At 70.5% G+C, this 16358-nt stretch carries 16 protein-coding genes and 3 tRNA genes; 7 read left to right on the plus strand and 12 right to left on the minus strand.

Going from position 1 to position 16358, the window contains the following annotated elements; all coding sequences use genetic code 11:
* Window positions 1–49: 49 nt before the first annotated feature.
* Entirely contained in the window at window positions 50–877 is an 828-nt protein-coding gene (gene rlmB / locus ASF20_RS07840) for a 23S rRNA (guanosine(2251)-2'-O)-methyltransferase RlmB (RefSeq protein WP_082501226.1), read from the minus strand.
* A gap of 152 nt (window positions 878–1029) precedes the next feature.
* Between rlmB and ASF20_RS07845 the strand changes: the two genes are divergently transcribed.
* Window positions 1030–1105: transfer RNA gene (locus ASF20_RS07845), tRNA-Glu, on the plus strand.
* A gap of 260 nt (window positions 1106–1365) precedes the next feature.
* Here ASF20_RS07845 and ASF20_RS07850 read toward each other — a convergent pair.
* The 3 genes from ASF20_RS07850 to queA form a co-directional block, all read right to left on the minus strand.
* Window positions 1366–1441: transfer RNA gene (locus tag ASF20_RS07850), tRNA-Lys, on the minus strand.
* Window positions 1442–1559: 118 nt separating this feature from the next.
* On the minus strand, window positions 1560–2732 hold the full coding sequence (tgt, locus tag ASF20_RS07855; RefSeq protein WP_056272691.1) for a tRNA guanosine(34) transglycosylase Tgt: 1173 nt from the start codon (window positions 2730–2732) through the stop codon (window positions 1560–1562).
* A gap of 57 nt (window positions 2733–2789) precedes the next feature.
* Entirely contained in the window at window positions 2790–3875 is a 1086-nt protein-coding gene (gene queA / locus ASF20_RS07860; protein ID WP_056272695.1) for a tRNA preQ1(34) S-adenosylmethionine ribosyltransferase-isomerase QueA, read from the minus strand.
* 181 nt (window positions 3876–4056) lie between these two features.
* Here queA and ASF20_RS07865 point away from each other — a divergent pair, with 181 nt between their 5' ends.
* On the plus strand, window positions 4057–4305 hold the full coding sequence (locus ASF20_RS07865; RefSeq protein WP_056272707.1) for a hypothetical protein: 249 nt from the start codon (window positions 4057–4059) through the stop codon (window positions 4303–4305).
* 119 nt (window positions 4306–4424) lie between these two features.
* On the plus strand, window positions 4425–5312 hold the full coding sequence (locus ASF20_RS07870) for a cation diffusion facilitator family transporter (protein ID WP_056272710.1): 888 nt from the start codon (window positions 4425–4427) through the stop codon (window positions 5310–5312).
* Between the two features lie 60 nt (window positions 5313–5372).
* Here the strand turns inward: ASF20_RS07870 and lipB are convergent, their stop codons facing one another.
* The gene (gene lipB / locus ASF20_RS07875; protein WP_056272714.1) at window positions 5373–6038 is read right to left on the minus strand and encodes a lipoyl(octanoyl) transferase LipB; all 666 of its coding nucleotides are present in this window, start codon (window positions 6036–6038) and stop codon (window positions 5373–5375) included.
* 140 nt (window positions 6039–6178) lie between these two features.
* On the opposite strand from lipB, the gene ASF20_RS07880 reads away from it, so the two are divergent.
* Window positions 6179–6484, plus strand: coding sequence for a FliM/FliN family flagellar motor switch protein (locus ASF20_RS07880; protein ID WP_056211093.1), 306 nt, complete (start codon window positions 6179–6181; stop codon window positions 6482–6484).
* Window positions 6485–6619: 135 nt separating this feature from the next.
* A tRNA-Leu gene (locus ASF20_RS07885) sits at window positions 6620–6704 on the plus strand.
* An 80-nt stretch (window positions 6705–6784) separates the two neighbouring features.
* Here the strand turns inward: ASF20_RS07885 and ASF20_RS07890 are convergent.
* Window positions 6785–7963 (minus strand): FAD-dependent monooxygenase, encoded by a 1179-nt coding sequence (locus ASF20_RS07890; RefSeq protein ID WP_056272717.1) that lies wholly within the window; start codon window positions 7961–7963, stop codon window positions 6785–6787.
* Between the two features lie 371 nt (window positions 7964–8334).
* On the opposite strand from ASF20_RS07890, the gene ASF20_RS07895 reads away from it, so the two are divergent.
* Window positions 8335–8544 carry a hypothetical protein gene (locus ASF20_RS07895; RefSeq protein ID WP_056272721.1) on the plus strand — a complete coding sequence of 70 codons (210 nt, stop codon included), beginning with the start codon at window positions 8335–8337 and terminating at the stop codon, window positions 8542–8544.
* Between the two features lie 66 nt (window positions 8545–8610).
* On the opposite strand, the gene ribB is transcribed toward ASF20_RS07895, so the two are convergent.
* The 3 genes from ribB to ASF20_RS07910 all read right to left on the minus strand — a co-directional run bounded on the left by ribB (window position 8611) and on the right by ASF20_RS07910 (window position 12076).
* The gene (gene ribB, locus ASF20_RS07900; RefSeq protein ID WP_056211087.1) at window positions 8611–9687 is read right to left on the minus strand and encodes a 3,4-dihydroxy-2-butanone-4-phosphate synthase; all 1077 of its coding nucleotides are present in this window, start codon (window positions 9685–9687) and stop codon (window positions 8611–8613) included.
* Window positions 9688–9738: 51 nt separating this feature from the next.
* The gene (aroC, locus tag ASF20_RS07905) at window positions 9739–10842 is read right to left on the minus strand and encodes a chorismate synthase (RefSeq protein ID WP_056211085.1); all 1104 of its coding nucleotides are present in this window, start codon (window positions 10840–10842) and stop codon (window positions 9739–9741) included.
* A gap of 94 nt (window positions 10843–10936) precedes the next feature.
* On the minus strand, window positions 10937–12076 hold the full coding sequence (locus ASF20_RS07910; RefSeq protein ID WP_200927200.1) for an anhydro-N-acetylmuramic acid kinase: 1140 nt from the start codon (window positions 12074–12076) through the stop codon (window positions 10937–10939).
* 134 nt (window positions 12077–12210) lie between these two features.
* Between ASF20_RS07910 and tyrS the strand changes: the two genes are divergently transcribed.
* Window positions 12211–13509, plus strand: coding sequence for a tyrosine--tRNA ligase (gene tyrS, locus ASF20_RS07915; RefSeq protein ID WP_056272724.1), 1299 nt, complete (start codon window positions 12211–12213; stop codon window positions 13507–13509).
* Window positions 13510–14400: 891 nt separating this feature from the next.
* Here the strand turns inward: tyrS and ASF20_RS07920 are convergent.
* The 3 genes from ASF20_RS07920 to ASF20_RS07935 form a co-directional block, all read right to left on the minus strand.
* Window positions 14401–14601, minus strand: a complete 201-nt coding sequence (locus ASF20_RS07920; RefSeq protein WP_056272727.1) for a hypothetical protein — start codon at window positions 14599–14601, stop codon at window positions 14401–14403.
* A gap of 10 nt (window positions 14602–14611) precedes the next feature.
* Window positions 14612–14854, minus strand: a complete 243-nt coding sequence (locus ASF20_RS07925; RefSeq protein ID WP_056211076.1) for a hypothetical protein — start codon at window positions 14852–14854, stop codon at window positions 14612–14614.
* A gap of 446 nt (window positions 14855–15300) precedes the next feature.
* Window positions 15301–16269: a LysR family transcriptional regulator gene (locus ASF20_RS07935; protein ID WP_082501228.1), complete on the minus strand. Its 969-nt coding sequence runs from the start codon at window positions 16267–16269 to the stop codon at window positions 15301–15303.
* Window positions 16270–16358: the final 89 nt, after the last annotated feature.

Below are 16358 nucleotides of genomic sequence, written 5' to 3' on the forward strand. Positions count from 1 at the left end.
ACGCCAACGCTGAGACGCCAACGCTGAGGCGCCAACGCCGAGGTGTGACTCAGCCGCGGGGGCTGAGGGCGTAGAGCGTGATCGCGGCGGCGTTCGAGACGTTGATGCTGCGGATTTCGCCGCTGAAGGGGATGCGGGCCAGCACGTCGCAGTTCTCGCGGGTGCGCTGGCGCAGGCCCTTGCCCTCGGCCCCGAGCACGATCACGGCCGGGCGCTTCGGGCCGATGGTGTCCAGTACGGTCTCGGCGTCGGAATCGAGGCCGATCCGGGTGAAGCCGCGCTTGCCGAGGTCGACCAGGGCGTCCGACAGGTTGCGGACCACGATCAGGGGCACGTGCTCCAGGCCGCCCGAGGCGGATTTGGCCAGCACGCCCGTGGCGTTGGGCGAGTGCCGCGCGGTAGTGATGATGCCCGCCACCCCGAAGGCGGCGGCGGTGCGCACGATGGCGCCGACATTGTGCGGATCGGTGATCTGGTCGAGGGCGAGGAGCAGCACGTCGTCGCCCAGCTCGTCGAGATCCGGCCCCGGCAGGGGGTCGGCCTCCAGGTAGAGGCCCTGGTGCACGGCGTCGGGTCCGAGCAGCGCGTTGATGGCGCTCGGCCGCACCAGCTCGGGATCGATCCGCAGCGTCCCGATCTCCTCGGTGAGCCGGATCATGGCGTTCTCGGTGGCGAGCAGCCGGTGCAGCTTGCGGCCCTCGTTGGCCAGGGCCTGCGCCACCGGGTGCCAGCCGTAGAGGACGACGTGGTCGCCGGAGGCCGCCGCGACGCTCGCCGCGCCCCGCTGATTCTGCGGCGGTCCGCGCCGGAAGGGACTGCGCGAAAAGCCGGGCTTGTTCGTCCTCGGCCCCGGCGGGCCGTCGCGTCGCGTGGTCATGCAGTCAGGTCCGCTCTCCGGCCGCCGGAAGGAGCGGTCCGCGTGTCCGCCCGACAAACCGGCCGGGGCCGCATTCGTCAAGCCGCAAACCCGCGGCGATTCCCCCGTTGCCCCCGCGCCCGAAGCCGCATATAGAACCGCTCACCGCAGCGGCGCCCTTCGTCTAGCGGTCCAGGACGTCGCCCTTTCACGGCGAAAACACGGGTTCGATTCCCGTAGGGCGCGCCAGCGATGTCTTCGCGGTCGATCTCCGATCGCCCCCGATCCGCTCGATCTTGCCAGCTCGCAACGATGCTCGAACGCCTTTTCGGGCATATCGGACCACCGGTTCCGCTTCTCTAACGACTCCCCCCGGCGAGGGGTCCCGTACGGTCGCGGCCACGCAGTTTATCGGCTCGCTCATGCGCGGCGACGGGGCGTCACCATTCCTGCGGAGCCACGAGAAGCGGCGCCGTGCAGCGGATCACATTTCGAGATCTGAAAAGAGATGGTGAGCGCGCTGGGGCTCGAACCCAGGACCTACAGATTAAAAGTCCGTTGCTCTACCAACTGAGCTACGCGCTCGTGTGCGACGGGGCGTTGCGGCGCTCGGCGCCGCGCCGTGTCGAACAGCGTGGCTCGCAATAGGGGGTCGGCGGTATGGGGTCAACCGGCATCGCGGTCGTCCCCCGGGGATGGTGCGTCAGGCCGCGGCGCGCTCGGCCTCGGCCCGGGTCCAGGCCGCGCGGGTCTCGTCGCTGAAGTCGGCGAGGCGGCCCTGCGCGATGGCGGTGCGCAGGCCCGCCATCAGGTCCTGGTAGTAGGACAGGTTGTTCCAGGTGAGCAGCATCATTCCCAGGATCTCGTCGCTGCGCACCAGGTGGTGGAGGTAGGCCCGGGAATAGTCGCGGGCCGCCGGGCAGGACGAGGCCTCGTCCAGGGGGCGGGTGTCCTCGGCGTGGCGGGCGTTGCGCAGGTTGATCCGGCCGTGTCGGGTATAGGCGAGGCCGTGGCGGCCGGCGCGGGTCGGCATCACGCAGTCGAACATGTCGATGCCCCGGGCCACCGAGCGCATCAGGTCGTCCGGAGTGCCGACGCCCATGAGGTAGCGCGGCTTGCCCGCGGGCAGGTGCGGCTCCACGGTCTCGATCATCGCCAGCATCACGGCCTGGGGCTCGCCCACGGCGAGGCCTCCGATGGCGTAGCCCTTGAGGTCGAGGTCCACGAGGGCACGGGCGCTCTCCACCCGCAGGGCCGGCACGTCGCCGCCCTGGACGATCCCGAACATCGCCTTGCCGGGCTGGGTGCCGAAGGCCACGCGGCAGCGCTCGGCCCAGCGCAGGGACAGGTGCATTGCCTTCTCGATGGCCGCGTGCTGGGCCGGCAGGCGGACGCACTCGTCGAGCTGCATCTGGATGTCGGAGCCGAGTAGGCCCTGGATCTCGATGGAGCGCTCCGGGCTCATGTGGTGGGTCGAGCCGTCCACGTGGGAGCGGAAGGTCACGCCCTGCTCGTCCAGCTTGCGCAGGGCCGAGAGCGACATGACCTGGAAGCCGCCGGAATCGGTGAGGATCGGGTGCGGCCAGTTCATGAAGCGATGCAGGCCCCCGAGGCGGGCCATGCGCTCGGGACCGGGGCGCAGCATCAGGTGGTAGGTGTTGCCCAGGACCACGTCGGCCCCGAGTTCGCGGACCTGGCCCGGATACATCGCCTTCACGGTGGCGGCCGTGCCCACCGGCATGAAGGCCGGCGTCCGGATGGTGCCGCGCGGCATCGTGATCGCGCCGGTGCGCGCGGCCCCGTCGGTGGCGTCGACGCGGAAGGTGAATTCGGCGGGCAGGCCGGCGGATGCGGCGGGAGAGGCGGGCTCGGACATGGGCGCCGTCTTAGAGCCTCCGGCGCTTTCGAGGCAAACCCCGCGCGGGCCGGCGCCTCAGCCGCGCGCCGGAAACAGCAGGCTGGAATCGCCGTAGGAATAGAAGCGATAGCCCGCCGCGATGGCGTGCGCGTAGGCCGCCCGCATGGTCTCCAGGCCCGAGAAGGCCGAGACCAGCATGAACAGGGTCGAGCGCGGCAGGTGGAAGTTGGTCATCAGGGCGTCCACCGCGCGGATGCGCGTGCCCGGGGTGATGAAGATCTTGGTCTGGCCGGCGAAGGGGTGGAGGCGGCCCTCCCCGTCGGCCGCGCTCTCGAGGAGGCGCAGGGCCGTGGTGCCCACGGCGACGATGCGCCCGCCCCGCGCCCGCACGCCGTTGAGGGCCTCGGCGGTGTCGGCGTCGAGGCGACCGATCTCGGCATGCATGCGATGGTCGGCGGTGTCGTCGGCCTTCACCGGCAGGAAGGTGCCGGCGCCCACGTGCAGGGTCACGGTGTGGCGGGCGATGCCGGCGGCATCGAGTTCGGCCAGCATCGCCTCGGAGAAGTGCAGGCCGGCGGTGGGGGCCGCCACCGCGCCGGGCTCGCGGGCATAGACGGTCTGGTAGTCGGTGGCGTCCTGCGCGTCGGTGGGGCGCTTGCCGGCGATGTAGGGCGGCAGCGGAAGGTCCCCGATGGCGGCGATGGCCTCGTCCAGGGCCGGTCCGGCGAGATCGAAGCGCAGGGTGATCTCGCCGCCCTCCCCCTTCGCCGCGATGGTGGCGTCGAGGCCGCCGAGGGCGCAGGGCGCGCTGTCACCGTGGCGGCCGAAGCTGACCCGGTCGCCGGCGGCGAGGCGCTTGCCCGGCCGGGCGAAGGCGCGCCAGGTGTCCGCCGCCTCGCGCAGGTGGAGCATCGCCTCCATCCGCAGGCCCGGCGACCCCGGGCGATGGCGGACGCCGGCGAGCCGCGCCGGGATCACCCGGGTGTCGTTGAAAACCAGGGCGTCGCCCCGGCGCAGGAGCTGCGCGAGGTCGCGCACCCGCCGATCCTCCAGGCCGTCGTCGGGCCGGACCACGAGGAGGCGCCCGGCATCGCGGGGCACCGGCGGCCTGAGGGCGATGCTGTCTTCGGGCAGCTCGAAATCGAAGAGATCGACGCGCATGCCGCGCCACCTGCCCGGTTTGCCCGCGCGGATCAATGGTCCGGCGCGCGTGCCCGGAACCCGGGACGGTCCTGCCGGTTCGCTGAGGGGCCGGGCCACCGCCCGGCGCGCCTGAATTTTCGTACTTCCGGTTGCGATAGTCCGACCCCCTCACGGTGAGATCGAGTCAGGAGTTCGAGGCATGAGCGACGGGACCCCCCGGCCGGTGCGGCCGGGCCGCGTGACCCTGGACGGGCAGCTGGTGACGTACTGGGAGCGGGAGGCGCAGCGCCTCGAGACGCTGGCCGATGCCGCGCGCTGGAACTGGAGCGCCCGCAGCTTCCGGCGCAAGGCCGAGCGCGCCCGGGCCGAAGGCGCGCGCTTCGCCGCCCGCGAGCGGGCGCGCAAGCCCGTGGCGCCGGAGACGCCGGAGACCTCCGAGTCGGCATAGCCGCGGCTCAATCGTTCAGCGGCGGGTTCAACCTTTGCCGTGGCCTTCGCGCCGGGACGGGCGCTATGGCCGCGCGACCGGGCGTCGCTGCTGCGCCCGGGCCGAGACCGGACGTCGCCATGGACCGTACCCAGAAAGCTGCCCTCCTGAGCGCCGGCCTCGGCGCCCTGGTGATGGGCCTCAAGTTCGCCGCCTACTGGGTCACCGGCAGCCTCGCGCTGTACTCGGATGCCCTGGAGAGCATCATCAACGTGGTGGCGGCGGTGTTCGCCCTCGTCGCCCTGCGGGTCGCCGCCCGTCCGGCCGACGACGACCACCCCTACGGCCACCACAAGGCCGAGTACTTCTCAGCCGTGATCGAAGGCGCGCTCATCGTCGTGGCGGCGATCCTGATTCTGCGCGAATCCTTCCACGGGCTTCTCGACCCGAAGCCCCTCGACGCGCCGCTGACCGGCCTTCTCGTCAACCTCGTGGCCAGCGCGATCAACGGCGCCTGGGCCGTGATCCTGCTGCGCCGAGGCCGGGAATGGCGCTCCCCCGCCCTGGTGGCGGATGCCCGGCACGTCATGGCCGACGTCGTCACCTCGGGCGGCGTGCTCGTCGGCGTCGCCCTGGTGGCGGTCACGGACTACGCGATCCTCGATCCGCTCATCGCCGGGCTCGTCGCCCTCAACATCCTGTGGTCGGGCTGGGGCATGATCCGCGATTCGGTCAGCGGCCTCATGGACAAGGCGGCCCCCGGCGAGATGGTCGCGCAGATCCGCGCGCTCATCTCCCTCCACAGCACCGGCGCCCTGGAGGCGCACGACGTCCGCACCCGCCACGCGGGACAGGCCACCTTCATCGACTTCCACCTCGTGGTGCCGGGCACGATGACGGTGCAGGATTCGCACGCGATCTGCGACCGGCTGGAGGCCGCCATCGAGAACGCCATCGAGGGCTCCGTGGTGGTCATTCACGTCGAGCCGGGCGAGCACGCCAAGGGGCGCGGCGTGCCGGTGATCTAGGGTCTCTCTCGTGGTTTTCTCTTCTCGGGAGAACCGATTTCCCCTCATCCCGGGTAAACTCTAGCCGAGGGACACCGTCTCGCCGAAGATCGCCTCGAAGGCGGCGCGCAGTTGCATGTCGACCTCGGGCATCGAGACGAGGTGGCCGAGATCGACGAGGCTGGTGACGCCGTGGCCGGCGATGCCGCAGGGGACGATGCCGGAGAAGTGCGACAGGTCCGGCTCCACGTTGAGGCTGATGCCGTGGAAGCTGACCCAGCGCCGGACCCGGATGCCGATGGCGGCGATCTTGTCCTCGACCGCCGCCCCGCGCTCCGGTCGGCGGACCCAGACCCCGACCCGGTCCTCCCGCCGCTCGCCGCGCACGTTGAAGGCCTCCAGGGTCGCGATGATCCAGGCCTCCAGGGCGGCCACGTAGGCCCGCAGATCCCGGCGGCGCCGGTTGAGGTCGAGCATCACGTAGGCCACCCGCTGGCCGGGCCCGTGATAGGTGTACTGCCCGCCCCGGCCCGTCCGGTGCACGGGGAAGCGCCCGGGGGCAACGAGGTCGGCGTCCTGCGCCGAGGTGCCGGCCGTGTAGAGCGGCGGGTGCTCCAGCAGCCAGACCAGTTCCGGCGCCTGCCCAGCCGCGATCGACTCGGCGCGCGCCTCCATGGCGGCCACGGCCTCCCCGTAGGGCACGAGCGCGTCGCTGATCCGCCAGTCCACCGGCGCCGCGCCGGCCATGGGCCGGAAGTCCCTCGGCGGGAGCGCCAGCCGGGTGGCGTTTAGGGTTTCGTTTACCAAGACTTCACCATCGCGCGTGGAAGGTGGACGGAAGGGTGGACGCCGCATCGCGCGCCGCCCCGGAGCGGGGGACGGGGCGCGTGGCGGTTCTGGAAGACCTGAAGGTCGATCTTAAGGTGGTGCTCGGACGCAGTCACATGCCGCTGCACATGCTGCTGCGCATGGGCCGGGGCGCCGTGATCGAACTCGAATCCACCGAGTCCGATATGGTCGAGATCCTCGCCAACGACCACCCGATCGCGCGGGGCCAGATCGTCGTGACGGGCAACCGCATCTCCGTGGAAATCACCGAGCTGATCCGCAAGGCCGAGGTGGTGCGCCTCGCCGGGGTGACCATCGGCGAGGGCGCGGTCCCGGTCCTCGAAGGCGGTGTCGATTTTCTCTGATCCCGCCCTCGCGGCGCTTGTCGGACGGAAATCCCTCTGTTATTGGCTGCGCCGCGCCCCGAGAGATCGGCCGCCGCAGCCGAGTGAGACAGGATCTCCGGGCCCGGTGACCGACGCGAACGGTGTGTTGACGATGCGGCCATGGCGGAATTGGTAGACGCGCTAGCTTGAGGTGCTAGTCCTGCAAGGGGTGGAGGTTCGAGTCCTCTTGGCCGCACCAACTCAACAGAGTTGGTGTCCCCTCCCGAACTGACGAGGTCGCTACCAGGCCTCCCCTTCTCCCTCCGACAACTCGTTCGATCAGGCGCCCTGCACAGGCGCGCCTCTTCCATCGCACGTCCGCTCCCACACCGAGACCGGCTCGCGGAGGGGCGCATAGGCGGCGCGGTAGCTGCGTGGGCCGATGACGGGCAGCAGCCGGTTTCGCGCCCAGTCCGGCAGCGCGGCGGTGCGCGACAGGCGATCGGTCATGGCCTGGACATGGGCCACGCGGGGGCGACGCCGCGCCTCGTAGGCGAGGCCGACCGTGTTCCAATCCGCTTCGCGCGCTAGGAGGTCCGCGAGTACCAGGGCATCCTCCAGGGCGAGGGCGGCGCCCTGTGCCCAGACCGGCGCGGTGGCATGGGCGGCATCGCCGGCCAGGAGAACCCGGCCTTGGGTCCAGCGCGCGATCCGCACCTCCTCGAGCGGGGAATGATGGATCGCGTCGGGATGGACCAGCACTCGATCCAGGGTGTCCTGCACCAGGCGCGGGAAGGGGGCGAACACCCGGCGGACTTTCGCCAGATCCCGTTCGCCCGCCCCGGTCCGGCTGATGGAAACCCAGCCATAGACCGCATCGGTGTCGACCGGGATGAGCAGGAACAGGCCCCCCGCCCCTGCCCAAAGGGTCCACGCATCGATGCCGGGGTTCGGGGCCATGAAGCGCCAGCTGGCCTGTCCGAGCACGGCCGCGCGGGTCGCCTGTTCGCCGAACATGGAACGCCGGACCGTCGAGTGGACCCCATCCGCGCCGACGAGCAGGCCGCCCTGCTCCACCCCTCCTTCGCCAAGATCGACGCTCACGCCCGAGGCGGTCGCCCGGACCGCGCGGATCGTGCCGCCGCGCCGGATCGCCTCCGGCGGGAGGTCCTGCCCCAGGATGCGCTGAAGGTCGGTGCGGCGCAGGCAGCGCGGGCAGGCCGCCTCCCCCCAGAACGCCGCCTCGTCCACGGCGAACAGGAGCTGGCCGCGATGGGTGCGATATTCGCGGCGCCGGACGGGCGACCCGACGCGCTCCAGGGCGTCGCCCAGCCCGAGTTGCCCGAGGGCCTGCACCGCGTTGCCCGGGAGGTTGATGGCGAGCCCGCCATCCTCCGGCGCCGTGCGCCGCTCCAGGGCGAGGACGGGCACCCCGCGCCGGTGCAGGGCCCGCGCCGCCGCCAGTCCCGCGATGCCGCCGCCGGCGACGAGGACGCGCCCGCGCGCATCATCAATCATGAAGCCTCTCCGTTCGCGTCCCGACCGGCGCTGCGCACTCTGCACGCGCGCCACTGTGGCAAGGATGCGCGCGCGCGAGAACCGCCTGCCGCGCCGGACCTTCCCGGTATGGGTTCGCCCTGTGCGGCGGGTTCCCGCGCAGGTCTGCCCTGTGCCAGACCGCCTTGTCCGGGTCGGGCATGTGCGAGACCGATGCGCGCGGCCCGGCGCTTGCAAGCGAATCGCAGCAGGTCGAACGCGGGTGTCGGCGACGACGCTCCTTGCTGGCGGTTCTCGCCGCCGGCCCGCGGCGATGACGGAAAATGGGTGCCATCGCGACCGAAACTACGTAGGTCTGACGGAGACGCTCGCCGAGCGCAGAGGGAAGCGGAATGCGGTTGATCGAGGACGTGGATGCGAGAGGGGGGCGACGGCTCCTGCGCGGTGCCTACATCTGGTATCGCTTCACCATCCTCGCCGTTCGCGAGATCCTGACGCGCCGCGACACCGAGCACGACCGGGGCGGGGCCCCGTCCTACCCAGGGCCGCACGCGGGATCCCACCCGCGCCGGCTGTCCTGGTCGAGCGGCCCCAAGGCCTGAGAGCCGGCCGACCCGATCCTCGGTGGGGTCGAGCAGCAATTGGATGCTCTCGCCCCCCGCGTCGGCTCAGCTCTCCAGGCGCTCGTCGCCCAGGAACTCGATCCCGAATCCCGAGAGTCCGACATAGGCGCGCGACGAGGTCGCGAGGTTGCGGATCGACGAGACGCCGAGATCGCGCAGGATCTGGGCGCCGAGCCCGACTTCGCGCCACTGCGCGACGCGCTGCGCCTCCGAACCCTCCTCGACGAAGGGCTTCAGGGGCACGCCGGCCGTGCCGTCGCGGAGGTAGACGAGGATGCCGCGGCCTTCCTCGGCGAAGCGGCGCATCACCGCCTCGATCTGGCGCCCGCCCTCGATGACGTCGGCCACCACGTTCGACCGGTGCAGGCGCACCAGCACGTCCTCGCCGTCGCCGATGCGGCCGTGGACGAAGGCGAATTGCTGCACGGTCTCGAACGGCGTCGTGTAGGCGTAGCCCGTCATCTCGCCGAACTCGGTCTTCACCGGAAAGGTGCCGACCCGCTCCACCAGGGTCTCGCGGGCCTGCCGGTAGGCGATCAGATCGGCCACCGAGACGCGCTTGAGGTTGTGCAGCTCGGCGAAGGCCGTGATCTGCGGACCCTTCATCACCGTGCCGTCGTCGTTGGCGAGTTCGCAGATCACGCCCACCGGAGGCAGGTTCGCGAGCTTGCACAGGTCCACCGCCGCCTCGGTGTGGCCGGAGCGCATGAGCACGCCGCCATCCTTGGCGATCAGCGGGAAGACATGGCCGGGACGGACGAAATCGTCCTCGCCCATGTTGCCGTTGGCCAGCGCCCGCACCGTGTTGCAGCGCTGCTCGGCCGAGATCCCGGTGGTCAGCCCGTGCTTGGTGTCCACCGTCACCGTGAAGGCGGTACCGAGCGGCGCGTCGTTCGAGGCCACCATCGGGTCGAGGCGCAGGCGCCGGGCCTCGGCCCGGGTCAGGGGCGCGCAGACGATGCCGCAGGTGTTGCGGATGATGAAGGCCATCTTCTCCGGCGTGCAGAGCGCGGCGGCGACGACGAGGTCGCCCTCGTTCTCGCGGTCGTCGTCGTCGGTGACGACGACGATCTCGCCGCGAGCATAGGCCTCGATGGCCTCGGTGACGTGGGTGTGGGGCACGGGCTGTCTCTTGGCGTTTCGCGGATCGGACGACGGCGGGCGCGGGCAGGATCAGTCCCGCGCGCCGACCTGCCCCCGATGACGCAGATAGTGATCGGCGAGGACGCACGCCATCATGGCCTCGGCCACCGGTACGGCGCGAATGCCGACGCAAGGGTCGTGGCGCCCCTTGGTGACGAGGTCGACGTCGCGGTTGTCCCGGGAGACGCTCATGCGCGGCGTCAGGATCGAGGAGGTCGGCTTCACGGCGAAGCGGCAGACGATGGGCTGGCCGGTGGAGATGCCGCCCAGAACCCCGCCCGCATGGTTGGCGAGGAAGGTCGGGGCGCCGGCATTGCCCGAGCGCATCTCGTCGGCGTTCTCCTCGCCCCGCAGGGACGCGGCGGCGAAGCCGTCGCCGATCTCGACACCCTTCACGGCGTTGATCGACATCATGGCGGCGGCGAGATCCGCGTCGAGCTTGCCGTAGATCGGCGCGCCGAGACCGGGGGGCACGCCCTCGGCCACCACCTCGATCACCGCGCCGACGGACGAGCCGTCCTTGCGGATGCCGTCGAGGTAATCGGCATAGAAGGTCGCGGTCTCGGGGTCCGGACAGAAGAACGGGTTGGCGTTCACCGCCTCCCAGTCCCAGCGCGACCGGTCGACGGCGTGGGGGCCCATCTGCACGAGGGCGGCCCGGATGGTGACGCCGGCGGGCAGGACCTTGCGGGCGACGGCGCCCGCCGCGACCCGCGCGGCGGTCTCGCGCGCCGAGGAGCGCCCGCCGCCGCGATAGTCGCGGATGCCGTACTTGGCCTCGTAGGCGTAGTCGGCATGGCCGGGCCGGTAGCTGTCCCGGATCTCGGAGTAATCCTTCGAGCGCTGATCGGTGTTCTCGATCTCCAGGGCGATCGGCGTGCCGGTGGTGAGCTGGACGCCGCCGGTGCGGTCGTCGGCGAAGACGCCCGAGAGGATGCGGACCTGGTCGGGCTCGCGCCGCTGGGTGGTGAAGCGCGACTGGCCGGGCTTGCGCCGGTCGAGTTCCGCCTGGATGTCCTCCGCCGACAGGGCGAGCCCGGGCGGACAGCCGTCGACCACGCAGCCGAGGGCGACCCCGTGGCTCTCGCCGAAGGTGGTGACGCGAAACAGGTGTCCGAACGTATTGTGCGACATGGCGCTCCCGCTCTAGCGCGGGTTTGGCCCGAGGGCCAGCGCGGGGCCATGCGCCGGTCCGGGGGCGACCCTGCGCCAGGACACGCGCTGCGCCTCAGGCATCCGGCCGCGCGAGCACGCCGCCGGTGGTCGGCTCGCGCACGCCGGTGGTGGACGGGAAGGTGATCGGCAGGCCCTTGAGCGAGCGCACCGCGAGATGCGCGAAGGCCTGTGCCTCGAGATAGGCTGAGGACCAGCCGATGGCGTCCGCCGTCGTGATCTCGGCGCGCAGGTGGTAGTTCAGCAGGCGCACGAGCTCGCCGTTGCGGGCGCCGCCGCCGGCCACGATCCAGCGGGCCGGGATCTCGGGGGCGTGGTCGAGGGCGCGGGCCACTGCGCGGGCGGTGAAGGCCGTAAGGGTCGCGGCGCCGTCCTCCGTCGAGAGCTGGCCCGCGAGCTTGTGCGAGAACCAGTTGCGGTCGAGGGATTTCGGCGGCCGCCGGGCGAAGAACGGGTGGATCAGCAGCCAGGCCAGCAGCGGCTCGTCGGGGCGTCCGCGGGCGGCGGTGCGGCCGCCGTCGTCGAGGGGGCGGCCGGTGCGCTCCCGCATCCAGTCGTCGATCAGCGCGTTGCCGGGCCCCGTGTCGAACGCGATGACGTCGCCGTTCGCCGACAGGATGGTGGCGTTGGCGACCCCGCCGATGTTCAGGATGCCGAGGGCCCCCTCGAAGCCGGAGGCGCGGGCAAGGGCCTGGTGGAACACCGGGACCAGGGGGGCGCCCTGCCCGCCCGCCACCACGTCGGCGTGGCGCAGGTCCGACACCACGGCGATGCCCAGCCGCCGGCTCAGGGCCGCGCCGTCGCCGATCTGCACGCTCATGCGCTGGTCCGGCCGGTGCACCACGGTCTGGCCATGGAAGCCGATCACGTCGATGTCGGCCGGGGTGAGATGGTTGTCCGCCAGGAAGCTCTCCACCGCCTCGGCATGGGCGGCGGTGACGAAGGCCTCGGCCTCCGCCAGGCAGCCCGGCCGGTCCTCGCGGGCGGAGACTCCTTCCGAATCGATCAGCGCCTGGCGCAGCAGGGCTCGGTCCTCGTCCGAGTAGCCGCGATAGCCCGTCGGCCCGAGGGGCTCGAGGTAGCCGTTGTGGCTCTGGACCACCCGCACGGTCTCCCCGTCGGTCTCGATCAGGGCGACGTCGACGCCGTCGAGGGACGTGCCGCTCATCAACCCGATCGCGCGCATCATCGTCATGGTGCCCTCCCCGGGCCTTGATGCCCGTGCCTTCCGTCCGCAGCCCTGCTAAGAGCCGCCCCACATCCCGTGCGGTGCTATCACGCGGCCTTCAACGCTGTCCCGTGCCGCGATTCTCGAAACCGGAACCTCGCATGTCCTCCGACGCCCCCCAGGCTGCCGCCGCAAACGCGCCCTTCCAGCCGCAATCCGATTTTCTGAAGGTCCTGACCGAGCGCGGCTACATCCACCAGGGGTCGGACCTCGCCGGCATCGATGCGGCCGCCCGCGAGGGCCGGCTGACGGCCTATGTCGGGTACGACTGCACTGCCGCCTCCCTGCATGTGGGCCACCTCCTCTCGATCATGATGCTGCACTGGCTCCAGGCCACCGGCGGCACGCCCATCACCCTGATGGGCGGCGGCACGACGCGGGTGGGCGACCCCTCGGGCCGGGACGAATCGCGAAAGATCCTCACCCTCGCGCAGATCGAGGAGAACAAGGCCGGCATCCAGAAGACCTTTTCGCGGTTTCTCACGTTCGGTGACGGCGGCCAGGCTGCGACGATGGTCGACAATGCCGAGTGGCTGACCAAGCTGAACTACATCGAGATGCTGCGCGACATCGGGCGCCACTTCTCGGTCAACCGCATGATGTCGATGGACAGCGTGCGCATGCGCCTGGAGCGCGACCAGGAACTCTCGTTCCTGGAGTTCAACTACATGATCCTGCAGTCCTACGACTTCGTCGAGCTCAACCGTCGCTACGGCTGCGTGCTGCAGATGGGCGGCTCGGACCAGTGGGGCAACATCGTCAACGGCATCGATCTCGGTCGCCGCATGGGCACGCCGCAGCTCTACGGGCTCACCTGCCCGCTGCTGACCACCGCCTCGGGCGCCAAGATGGGCAAGACCGCCGCCGGGGCGGTCTGGCTCGATGCCGGGATGCTCAGCCCCTACGATTACTGGCAGTTCTGGCGCAACACCGAGGACGCCGATGTCGGCCGCTTCCTCAAGCTGTTCACCCTCCTGCCCATGGACGAGATCGCGCGCCTGGAAGCCTTGCCCGGCGCGGGCATCAACGAGGCCAAGAAGGTGCTGGCGACGGAGGCGACGGCCCTGATGCACGGCCGCGAGGCGGCGGACGCCGCCGCCGAGACGGCCCGCAAGACCTTCGTCGAGGGCACGGTGGCGCAGGACCTCCCGAGCATCACCGTCTCGCCCGAGCTCCTGGACGCCGGCCTCGGCGTCCTCTCGGCCTTCGGCCCGGACTACGCCAAGCTCCTGCCCTCCACCAGCGAAGGCCGCCGCCAGATCAAGAGCGGGGGCCTGCGCGTCAACGACGTGCCGGTGACGGACGAGCGGGCGGTCCTGCGCACGGCGGACCTCACCGCGGACGGCGTCATCAAGCTCTCGTTCGGCCGCAAGAAGCACGTGCTCGTCCGCGTCGCCTGAGAGGTGATCCGCCGTATCGACCCGAGACCGTGGCCCGATCCTGGAAACCCCGGAAGTCCCCTGCCTTGGTCGGGACCGGGGGACGTGGCATGACGGGCCGATGCGCATTCCTTCGCTGCCAGACCATAGCGTGGCCGTCTCGGCCTGCCGGAGCGAGAAAGGTCGCTTTCGCTGGTCGGTCTGCACGACCGGCTATCACCCATACCGGTCCCCGAGTTCCTACCCGTCCGCGGCCCTCGCGCTCGCAGCGGGGATCTCGCACGCGCGTGTCCTGGCCGAGCAGCATCCGATCCGCGCCCGGATCAACGACGGGAGCTGGCTCTAGGCGCACGTTCGCGCCCGACAGCGTCGGGGCGGCGGGATCCGACCCAATCTACAATAAGTGTAGGTGATCGATCGATCGAGGCGCATACTGCCCGCTGGGTAGGAATCTCTATGACAATCAAAGAACTCGTGCGTCGGCGTCGATCTTCGGCAGGACAGGCGGCCGTCGTCGGTGTGACGCGTGCTTTAGAGATGGCGTTTCCCATCATCGAGAACGAAGCGGGGCTTAATCGCATCGGTCGGGCCCTGGCCGCCCTCGTCGCGTTGGACGCCGTCGCCGAGCGCGTGGTCGCCGTCGAGGCGGCCTGAGTGAGGGAAGTCTGATCGCGACGGACGTCGCCGGGGCGGACGCGATTGGCCACCGGGGCGGTGCGACGGCCGCTCGCCAGGCGTCTTCGCGCAACTTCAACAGATCACAGCCAAAACGCAGGCGATCCCCCGGACCGCATGCGTCCGTGCCCTGCGATCGGTCCGTTGGCGTCGTTCGCACCGAAGGTCGGCCCCGGAGCGCGCCTGTCGCTGAGCGCAGGGCCGAGGCGTGGCGGGGATTCGGATCTCAAACCGGTATCAGTGTCTGAGCGAGGTGGCGCCGATGCAGGTTCCGATGATGAAGATGAGCGCCGCGGCACAGAAGTGCAGCGCGGGAGATGGTGTCCGGGAGAGCGTTGGCTCGGAATTTCCGGCCTGAGCCCGGACCATCGTTGCGCCGATCGCCAGAGCGACCAGGGCGACCGCCACGTCGAGGGCCACTTCGAGGAATTCCTTCATCCAAGGTGCCCTAATCCCATTGCTGGCTGTCGAGGTTGCAAGCGCCGTTCGTCAGCTTGGCAATGGCCGACATGGCCTCATCGAGGCTCGGGTGCCGGAGCTTGATGGTCTGCAGGATCGTGCCCGGCTCCGGTTCGATGCTGACGGTATCCCCCGTCGCGCTTCTTCGGATCGTTCCCAGATCGCGACCCAGCCGATCCTTCAGCGACCAGACATCGACGTCCGATTTCATCGGCGTGAGGACGACATCCATCGGCGGTCCCTTAGAACACTGACCAGAGAGTAACGTCAGCCCTATCGTTGGCCGCTGACGCGCGAGATCCCTCATCAAAGATGCACTCGGGGTCGGTCTCTGACAATCATGGAAAGCAAACTTATTTTTATTTGAACGCGTAGGAGCTTTCAGAAACTCGTGTATGTTCGCCTAAATCTTGAAAAGGGCGAAACATGTTCCGAATTATTCTCCGTCACGAGACGTCGGCGCTTGGCTCGAAGGCTTGGACCGACGACCTGGACTCGGCGAAGTCTCATGTGAAGGCCCTGATCGACAAGCCGGGTACGGGCGTTCGACCCACATCCGCGGAGATCCGCGATGGCATCTCGCAGGCGATCGTCTACCGGTATCCCCCTCTCCCGTAGGGTCCGGTCGACCGCCGTGACGCTGGGGCACCGAGCCCGCGCACCGCGATCCCCCGTCCGTCACGAAACATCCCGAAGCGGGGTGCCAGGCGACGTCGGGGGATGGTTCGCCGCGAGATCTCCCCTGCGTCCAGGGCGGGGGGCAATGAAGTCAACGAAGGCGCGCAACGGCGCCGGCAGGTAGCGGCGCCCGGGATAGTACAGGAACGGCCCGGAGAACCGCTGCCACCAGGGCTCCAGCACGGGCTCCAGGGCGCCGCTGTCGAAATGCGGCTGGAGCCAATCCTCGAACAGGTTCAACAGTCCGACGCCGGCGATCGCCGCGTCGATGGCGAGTTCGGTCGCCGCCCCGACGCGCACGACCAGCGGCCCCGTCGGCTCCACCCGGACGATCTCGCCGGCGCGCTCGAATTCCCAGGCCGGCATGGCGCCGCTGGCGAAGCGGCCGCCGATGCAGGCATGGTCGAGGAGGTCGCGCGGGTGCTCCGGCCGGCCGTGCCGGTCGAGATAGGCCGGCGCCGCCGCCGTGGCGAAGCGCTGCTCCCGCGGGCCGATCGGGACCGCCACCATGTCCTGCTCCAGGCGCTCGTCGTAGCGGATGCCGGCATCGCAGCCGGCGGCCAGCACGTCGACGAAGCTGTCGTCGGCGATCACCTCCAGGCGGATGTCGGGATAGGCCGCGAGGAAGGGCGGGACGATCCGGGGCAGCACCAGCCGGGCCGCGCTCACCGGCACGTTGAGCTTCAGCGTGCCGGCCGGCCGATCGCGAAAGCCGTTGACCACGTCCACCGCCGCCGCGACCTCGCCGAGGGCCGGTTTCAGGCGCTCCAGAAGACGCAGGCCGGCCTCCGTCGGGACGACGCTGCGGGTGGTCCGGTTCAGGAGCCGGACCCCGAGGCGCGTCTCCAGGCGCCGCACCGCCTCGCTCAGTCCGGAGGCGCTGAGCCCGCTCGTGCGGGCACCGTCCCGAAAGCCGCCGGCTTCCGCCACGGCCACGAAGGCCGCGAGTTCCCCGAGATCGGTGCGCATCGTTCGTTTCCCCGCACGGCCCGTGCGCATTGTGCCGGATTATCGCGCGGGGCGGCAGGGGCTAGGTGGAGCTCAGCGCAGAGGAGTTT

Origin of the sequence: Methylobacterium sp. Leaf88, from assembly GCF_001422795.1 — a bacterium.
Lineage (GTDB): Bacteria > Pseudomonadota > Alphaproteobacteria > Rhizobiales > Beijerinckiaceae > Methylobacterium.

Coding starts and splice junctions, on each gene's coding strand:
- rlmB (WP_082501226.1), bottom strand. CDS start 877: ATGACCACGCGACGCGACGGCCCGCCGGGGCCGAGGACGAACAAGCCC.
- tgt (WP_056272691.1), bottom strand. CDS start 2,732: ATGTCCGAGCCCGCCTCTCCCGCCGCATCCGCCGGCCTGCCCGCCGAA.
- queA (WP_056272695.1), bottom strand. CDS start 3,875: ATGCGCGTCGATCTCTTCGATTTCGAGCTGCCCGAAGACAGCATCGCC.
- ASF20_RS07865 (WP_056272707.1), top strand. CDS start 4,057: ATGAGCGACGGGACCCCCCGGCCGGTGCGGCCGGGCCGCGTGACCCTG.
- ASF20_RS07870 (WP_056272710.1), top strand. CDS start 4,425: ATGGACCGTACCCAGAAAGCTGCCCTCCTGAGCGCCGGCCTCGGCGCC.
- lipB (WP_056272714.1), bottom strand. CDS start 6,038: ATGGCCGGCGCGGCGCCGGTGGACTGGCGGATCAGCGACGCGCTCGTG.
- ASF20_RS07890 (WP_056272717.1), bottom strand. CDS start 7,963: ATGATTGATGATGCGCGCGGGCGCGTCCTCGTCGCCGGCGGCGGCATC.
- ASF20_RS07895 (WP_056272721.1), top strand. CDS start 8,335: ATGCGGTTGATCGAGGACGTGGATGCGAGAGGGGGGCGACGGCTCCTG.
- aroC (WP_056211085.1), bottom strand. CDS start 10,842: ATGTCGCACAATACGTTCGGACACCTGTTTCGCGTCACCACCTTCGGC.
- ASF20_RS07910 (WP_200927200.1), bottom strand. CDS start 12,076: ATGACGATGATGCGCGCGATCGGGTTGATGAGCGGCACGTCCCTCGAC.
- tyrS (WP_056272724.1), top strand. CDS start 12,211: ATGTCCTCCGACGCCCCCCAGGCTGCCGCCGCAAACGCGCCCTTCCAG.
- ASF20_RS07920 (WP_056272727.1), bottom strand. CDS start 14,601: ATGAAGGAATTCCTCGAAGTGGCCCTCGACGTGGCGGTCGCCCTGGTC.
- ASF20_RS07925 (WP_056211076.1), bottom strand. CDS start 14,854: ATGGATGTCGTCCTCACGCCGATGAAATCGGACGTCGATGTCTGGTCG.
- ASF20_RS07935 (WP_082501228.1), bottom strand. CDS start 16,269: ATGCGCACCGATCTCGGGGAACTCGCGGCCTTCGTGGCCGTGGCGGAA.